Genomic DNA, 7,280 nt, shown 5'->3' with positions numbered 1-7,280 from the left:
ATTTAACCGAAAAAAAGTTCCATTTAACCGAAAAAAAGTTCCATTTAACCGAAAAAAAGTTCCATTTAACAAGCTGTAACCTTAGAGAAATAAGGGCTACAGCTTACCTAAAACTCTTTAAAACTCTTTAAAAAGAATTTAAAAAGCAAAATCATTTCAAAAATCTGTGGAAAACTTAATTAAAAATTTCAAAAAAACTCTCTAAATCATACGCTAAATAATACAATAGAAATTATAAAAACATTATAAGTATTGATTTAACTGTATTTTTTTATTCTATTCCTAGAATATATTATTCTAACACCATATACAGACCCTCCACAGAAAATCACCAGAGACAAAAAAATGGCACGATTAGCACCCAATCAGCTTAAAGAAAAAAGCCTCAATCGACTAAAAGAAGGGATGCACTCGGATGGAGGCAATCTCTATCTTTCCATTCGGGGAAACTCTAGGGCATGGGTCTTTCGGTTCAAAAGTCCAACCACAGGTAAGATCAGAATGTTAGGTCTTGGCTCATTGCCTGATATTACGTTGGATCATGCAAGAGAGGTTGCCCGTCAATCTCGCGAAATGCTTAGAAGTGATCTTGATCCATTACAACAAAAGCAATCAGGTAAGCTGGCCATTAAAGAAAACCGCAAAACCTTTGAGATGGTGGCTAAGGAATATATTGAAGATCGTTCTAAGAGATGGAGGGGTAAAAGCACGAAAGCAGAAATAGAGGCTTTATTTGTGAATTACCTTTACCCAGTCTTTAAGGGGCGTTCTATTCAGTCCATTACCCCTGATGATGTGCGTATCTTGTTGAAAAAGATTTGGTATGAAAAGACTGTGACAGGGGCAAAGCTACAGGGTTTACTTGATCGGGTGTTTAAATATGCACAGGCGCGGGGTTGGTTCTATGGAGATAATCCCGCAAAATGGACGGGCTTTCTTGAAACAATTCTACCAAAACCATCGGATTTTAAAAAGGTTGAACATCGTAAAGCCTATGATTGGCAACAGATCAACAAACTTTACAAGCGTTTGAAGTCTATCAATGACATTCCTAACTTGGCAGCTTGTTTTATTTGTTTGACTGCTTGTCGTTCAGCCGAGGGGCGAGAAATGCGGGTTGATGAAATCGACTTCAAGGAAAAGGTTTGGACATTGCCAGAGGCACGCAGCAAAACCAACAATGAGCATCGGGTGCCTTTATCAGATGAGACTTTGGATGTGATTAAGCGCGCTATGGCTATTAATGACAATCAGGGCGAATATGTATTTCAGAATAATAATGGTAAGCCCATTTATAACAAAGCCGTATTAACTGCCGTTAAGAATGCAGCCAAAGACCAAGATATGACCCTGCATGGCTTTAGATCATCTTTTAGAGACTGGGGCAGTGAAGCTACCAACACACAATCAGAAATCCTCGAAATGGCTTTAGGACACGCAATCAAGTCAAAGGTTGAAAGTGCTTATCGGCGGGGAGACCTTTTGGACAAGAGACGTGACCTTATGAACCAATGGGAAAATTATTGTAGGGCATAGCTTGGAGTTTTGCGGCCATTACGCGCGTACGCGCGAGGAAATCATCAATAAACGGCGATAAAGTCACATTCTAAGTGGCATATCATTCTATAGGAAATCAGGTATAACTTGATATTTTTTCAAAATTAATCAAAAAATCAAAATAGAGTTTCAAGAGCAATACGCGCGTGTGAGGGAATTAACGAAATAGTTTCTTGAAACGTCCAAGTAATCCAGTATTGATATTATCATCAACAGAAGTATCGTTTTTTTGAGGCTCTGATACGTTGTCTTCTTTGAGTGGTTCGATTGTACCAGATTTATCTTGCCTATACTCAAGCAGCTTTAAAGCCGTTTTAAGGCTATCTATCGTTTCTTGTTTATCTTGAACACGTCTTTTTTCAGCTTCAAGCTCAACTTTTACAAGGGATAATTCATGTTCTAGTTTTAAAAGACGTTCATTGTCATTTTTGTAAGCGACGTTGGGTATGACAGGCTGTGACATTGTCGTGTCGCTGTCGTGCGACCTTAATTGTCCATATACTCGAATAAGCTCTGAGGTATCTACACCGACACGTCCACCGCTAGCGACGGATCGCGACAATTTACCACTAGCGACGTGTCGCTGTATGGTTCGTCGCGTTTTCCCTGTTAATTCGGCAGCTTCGGAAATAGAAACATTAGGCATGATTGACCTCATTGAAGATAGTTTATCCTTTGCATGATGTTTAATGAACGTCAATAGGTCTTTATTTGTTAATATATTGAAATTCTTGTCAAAAAGTGGTATATTTTCAACTAAATTAATATTTTTATCTTTAAAAGATTTCGAACGACCTATTTTGAGGTCGTTTTTTTATGACCAAATTTTAAACAAATAAAAGAATAACTCGATGAAGACGCAATAACTGCGTCTTTTTTTGTCTAAACTATCCAATCAAGAAAGTGAATAAACAAATGACCGATGATCAACCAGCTCAAGTAATAGCTAAAGCTCCAGAAGATAAAGGGTTTCCAAAGTTGAAAAAATTAACACATCAAGAAATGTATGATTTAGTTGGAAAGTTTTTACAAAAAGCTATTCCAATTAAAGGAGCCAAATTAACTGTCGTTAAAGGAATGAATAGTCGTGTTTCACCTCCTAAAACTCCTTGCGTTATTTTACAAGTTATTAAAAAGGATAGGCTTTCTAGCACAGAAACAAGATACACAGATAAACATAAAATCTTGTGGTACAGATCAATGGTTACGATGAGTATGCTTTTTATGGGAGGGGGAAATATTAGTGCTTTAGAAATGGGTCAAGCCTTTGAAGCACGTTTTAATGATAGTTGGGCTACCGATCAATTTGAGAAGTTAAGTGATATTTTGTTTCCTCTTTACAGTGACGACGTAAAAATTGAAGAAGATTATATTAATGATGAGGATCAATATGAGGATTCCTGCACTGTAGATGCCTACTTTGAATATCATCCAGAAGTTGGTGTTTGTGAAGAAAGTGCCAAAGAAATTATTCTGAATACTCTTATTGCAGATGGTGAAGAGAATTCACAAGATGAGTGAATATCAAGGTAATTATGATCCTACAGAACCACCATCCTATCATTTCACTGGATCTGCTCCTTCTATGGGAGAAAATGACTATTTTTCTTTTAATCCAACACCTGAAGGTATGAGGCCTATTATTGATCCAAATACGAGGGTGTGTATCGGGTATGAGAATATGGAATCTATTGGATATGATCCTACATCTGGTTTTTTTAAAATTAGTTTTATTTATGATATTAATGAGAAAGAAGTAAGTCAATATAAACATGAATTAACTGCAAAAGATGTTGACGCAATGTCTCCAGAAGAGGCCGAAGAGTATCATAAATTTCGTCGCGCTATTTCCGATGAGGAAGATCATGGTATGTTTGGCGGTTCTTCTGAAGAAGTTGCGTTAATTGTTCTTACTGATGGGTTACTTGAAGCTTTACCATATGCGATGCGTTACACACGTGTAATGGGAAAAAGAGAGTTTTTAAAAAGAGCTCCTGAGCCTTATAAACGAGCTAGAAGAATACTAAAAAAAAGACAGACAGATATTAAAAATGCGATTAAAGAAGGAAGAAAGCAAGGGCCACCTACAAAGATTAAAATTAGTAAAGCAGTATTAGCAGCACCAATTACTTTTGTTTTAAGATCAAAATTAAAAATGGGTCTTTCAGCAATTAAGTTAAAATTTGAAGAAACAGCACTGCGTCATATGAAAGATCCACAAAGATATATTCCAGAAATAATATTGGAACATATTATTAGAAATGGGATAAGAACACCTGATTCAGCAAATCGTGCTTTTGGATTTATGTATAAAACATATGTAGGGACTGTGTTTAAAAATGGAAAACCTCGTGTAGTTGAGGTTATTGTTGATGAAAGAACATGGACGATTAAGCATTTTCAATATGTATATGAAAACAGGCTTGGCAATCTATCAAATGGGAAGGGGTCAGGAAGAATAGGGCAGTGGATCAACGATTATAATAAAAACACTATTTTTAAACAACCACATATCAAAGATATAAAACAATTTAAAGAAAATGTTAATTCAACACGTAAGGTCGAATATGATAGTAAAGAACATAAAGAGTGGCAGTGGAGGGGGGATTAATGATTGAAATTAGAGGAAAAGATGGTGGTGCTCTTCAGTTTGAGATGAATGATACTGGTAACATAAAAAATATTTTTTATTATAACAGTGATGATATATTTTTTATGTTTAAAAGTAATGATGGTAATGCAATAAATTTATCTATTTTTAGATCTGATTTAAAAACATTATTAAATGATAAGTCTAAAGCTCGTATTAATGAAACGTTAAATTCTAAAGTTGATTCTTGGTTTATGAAACAATTTAAAAATAAATTTTCCTTTTGTTTTACAAAGTCACCTAAAGCCATTGATAGTTATTGTTTGGGAGTTCATTTAACTGATTTTGCTTTTTTAACATGTAAAAGGATAGAGAATTCATTAAATTATCTATTTAAATTTCTTTTTTACGATCCTTACTATATTCCAACTGATGATGGTAACAATGATGACAATTTTTATATCGATGACGGTGATGATACGCTGGTATTAGAGGGCTCTTTGTTGGTTTCAGAAGAGGCATTAATAATTTTTTATCAAGAATTAGTGTCACTTTAATAGAGTTTTAATATGGAAACGTGGAATGAAAAAAAAAATAGAGATTAAAGGTGAATGTGAACTGATACAAATTGACCCTTTTCAATTTTTTGAAGATAAACAACGCTGGAAATCTGGTGAGACGACAAACTGTAATATTTATTTTCAAAAAAAAGAATGTAAGTTTGTGTCAAAAGATGTTGTGATTAGTTATGATGCATTAAAAATTTTTAATGATGGATTAATGCAGATCATTAATAGTGGTAAAGGTAATTATTTTTTTTATGATGAAAATCGTATTATTTCTTTACGATGTGAAATAGATAGACATTCTTTCAGTCCTATTGTTGTTACAGAAGATAGTATTTACTTATTGGAATTTAATTTTTTTTATTATAAGGGAAGTGATATAAAGCTTAGTGGATATTTGCTTTCTAATAGAGAGTCGTTAAAACAAACAATCGAACAAATAGGATTTTTATTATAAAGTTTTAATAAATGGTCGTTTAATAAACTTCAGAAGTTTGTTTATTAAATAAAAAAATATTTTTTACATTGAAATGTGTTCAAAATTTTAAAAATTAGACGGATATTTTAGCTTTTAGTAAATTGTTTTTATAGTCTTCATGCAAATTCAATTGATAGCCTCTTTGCTCAATATGATTGCTTTGAAGTGTTCCTTATTGCGTTTCTGGCTCGATCAAATACGAGCAACAAAAAAAATCAAACACGAATACATTCATCAATCAATTTTTTTATAAAACTAATTTTGATTTTCTAAGTAGGTTTAAAAAATTATTAAGAAAAAACTTGATCTGTCGCCTATGTTTTGTTGGTTTGATAAATTGTTGCGTTCTAAATAAACAAAAAATGCTAGGTTAGTTTTGTTTGATCTTTTGTTAATTGCTCAGGAAAGAGTGAAGTATTTTTCACAGCCATTGTTTAAAATAAAAAACAATAAAGTTTAATTGTCGTTTTTAATTTCAAAACAAATAATCAATTATGCTTTGGTGTTTAATATTAAACACCATTTTAAATGGTTCATATTTGCTTGTAGATGATGATTAAAAATTAAATGGTGTCGTGGATATTAAAAAAGCAAAAACCTCATCTCTCAAAAGCAACTAACGCAAAAAAGCAATTTGTTTTGTAATCGTTATATTTTAAGGAAAAGAACTAAAAATTTTAATGCAAGATAGTATTAAAAGTCCAAAAGTAATACAAAAGTATTACTTTTGTCTCAATTTTCATTTTAATACCTTGAACTTGCAGTTGGCTTATTAATTTTGATTATTTCGGGGGCTTTTTAGTGAGTTTTAATTTTAAAATATTACGTCACGATACGTTAAAAAGTTCACAACTACACAATCATATTTTTTGCTTTTTGAATTAGCAAAATCTTCATGTGCATTTGATGGATTTTTAAAATTGATAATTTTTTTTAAAGATCATTTAACAATTTATAAAAAAATAAATGTACCTTTTTTGAAGTTCACTTTTTAAAAAACAATATTTTATGAATTGATTTCTGGATGGCGTGAACAAACAAATTCTAAATAAGTTTTTTCTTATTTAAAAAGTTACGACTTTGAAGTTGGTTTATTTTCAGATGTAAAAATTAATTGGAACTTTTTTTCGGTTGCATATTTAAAAAATAATTCAGAAGTATTTATAAAAAATTTTCTGGATGATGAGAAAAAGTAAATTCAAGTATTACAACTTTTCTTCCATTTTTAATAGCCTTCCATTCGATAATCCAATTATCCTTTTCTGATAATTCTTTTATGGCAGGTTCAATAATTTTAACTCGTAAATTTTTAAAATTTTTTTGATAACTTTCTGGTGCTTCCATGGCATGATTAAAATCATCAATAGAAATTTTTAACCATCGATACCCATCTTTGTTTATTTGTTTTTGTTGTTCGAAAAGTTCTAATAATCTCCATGAATGAATAGAACGTAAAGCACAAGCTTGCTGTAATTTGTATTTAGTAAAATGACTTTGAAGTTCAAATAAATATGGAAAAATGTATTCACTAAATCGGAAAGAAACATAGCCTTCTTTATTATGATAAAAATATCCTTGGAGCCAATTGATAGCAGCTTTTGCTATTGTTTCTTTTTCATCTACTATTTGATAACTAATATATCGTTTTCTTAAATTCTCAACGTTATCTTTTAATTGTTTATAAGCGAGATCTAAACTTAAGTTAAAAGTTTTTGCATACTCTTCGGCTGTTAATATAACTTCAGTACTTTTTCCGTCTAGTTTTGCTATTCCTGCAAAAATAATTCTTTTTTCAGCCAGATTGAATCCTTGAGCAGCTCTTGTTACTGCATTACCTATGATAATATTTTTTTTAGATAAGTTATGCATTTATAAAACTCTTTAAACTTATTAGAACTTCAATTTTTATAGTTCTAATAAGTTTAAAGAGCAATATAATTTTAATTTACTTCTGTGGATTTAACCGAAAAAAAGTTCCATTTAACCGAAAAAAAGTTCCATTTAACCGAAAAAAAGTTCCATTTAACCGAAAAAAAGTTCCATTTAACAAGCTGTAACCTTAGAGAAATAAGGGCTACAGCTTACCTAA

7 protein-coding genes are annotated in these 7,280 nt (G+C 31.8%); 5 read left to right on the top strand and 2 right to left on the bottom strand.

What is annotated here, in order from left to right; translation table 11 throughout:
* Nucleotides 1–345: 345 nt before the first annotated feature.
* On the top strand, nt 346–1,536 hold the full coding sequence (locus QMN76_RS10725; protein WP_282024755.1) for a tyrosine-type recombinase/integrase: 1,191 nt from the start codon (nt 346–348) through the stop codon (nt 1,534–1,536).
* Nucleotides 1,537–1,714: 178 nt separating this feature from the next.
* Here the strand turns inward: QMN76_RS10725 and QMN76_RS10720 are convergent, their stop codons facing one another.
* A complete protein-coding gene (locus QMN76_RS10720; RefSeq protein WP_282024753.1) occupies nt 1,715–2,203 on the bottom strand; it encodes a hypothetical protein in 489 nt (162 codons plus the stop codon).
* A 269-nt stretch (nt 2,204–2,472) separates the two neighbouring features.
* On the opposite strand from QMN76_RS10720, the gene QMN76_RS10715 reads away from it, so the two are divergent.
* The 4 genes from QMN76_RS10715 to QMN76_RS10700 are packed head-to-tail and all read left to right on the top strand — an operon-like array spanning nt 2,473 to nt 5,170.
* Nucleotides 2,473–3,078 (top strand): phage neck terminator protein, encoded by a 606-nt coding sequence (locus QMN76_RS10715; protein WP_282024751.1) that lies wholly within the window; start codon nt 2,473–2,475, stop codon nt 3,076–3,078.
* The gene (locus QMN76_RS10710) at nt 3,071–4,168 is read left to right on the top strand and encodes a hypothetical protein (protein WP_282024750.1); all 1,098 of its coding nucleotides are present in this window, start codon (nt 3,071–3,073) and stop codon (nt 4,166–4,168) included. The genes QMN76_RS10715 and QMN76_RS10710 overlap by 8 nt, the downstream gene beginning before the upstream one ends.
* The gene (locus QMN76_RS10705; RefSeq protein ID WP_282066019.1) at nt 4,168–4,704 is read left to right on the top strand and encodes a hypothetical protein; all 537 of its coding nucleotides are present in this window, start codon (nt 4,168–4,170) and stop codon (nt 4,702–4,704) included. The genes QMN76_RS10710 and QMN76_RS10705 overlap by 1 nt, the downstream gene beginning before the upstream one ends.
* A gap of 25 nt (nt 4,705–4,729) precedes the next feature.
* Entirely contained in the window at nt 4,730–5,170 is a 441-nt protein-coding gene (locus QMN76_RS10700) for a hypothetical protein (RefSeq protein WP_282024747.1), read from the top strand.
* A gap of 1,182 nt (nt 5,171–6,352) precedes the next feature.
* On the opposite strand, the gene QMN76_RS10695 is transcribed toward QMN76_RS10700, so the two are convergent.
* The gene (locus QMN76_RS10695; RefSeq protein ID WP_282024746.1) at nt 6,353–7,060 is read right to left on the bottom strand and encodes a replication initiation protein; all 708 of its coding nucleotides are present in this window, start codon (nt 7,058–7,060) and stop codon (nt 6,353–6,355) included.
* Between the last annotated feature and the right edge of the window lie 220 nt (nt 7,061–7,280).

The organism is Commensalibacter papalotli (ex Botero et al. 2024) (genome assembly GCF_947179115.1).
Classification (GTDB): Bacteria; Pseudomonadota; Alphaproteobacteria; order Acetobacterales; family Acetobacteraceae; genus Commensalibacter; species Commensalibacter papalotli.
Note: the sequence above shows the minus strand (reverse complement) of the source record. Positions and strands in the feature narration are given on the sequence as shown.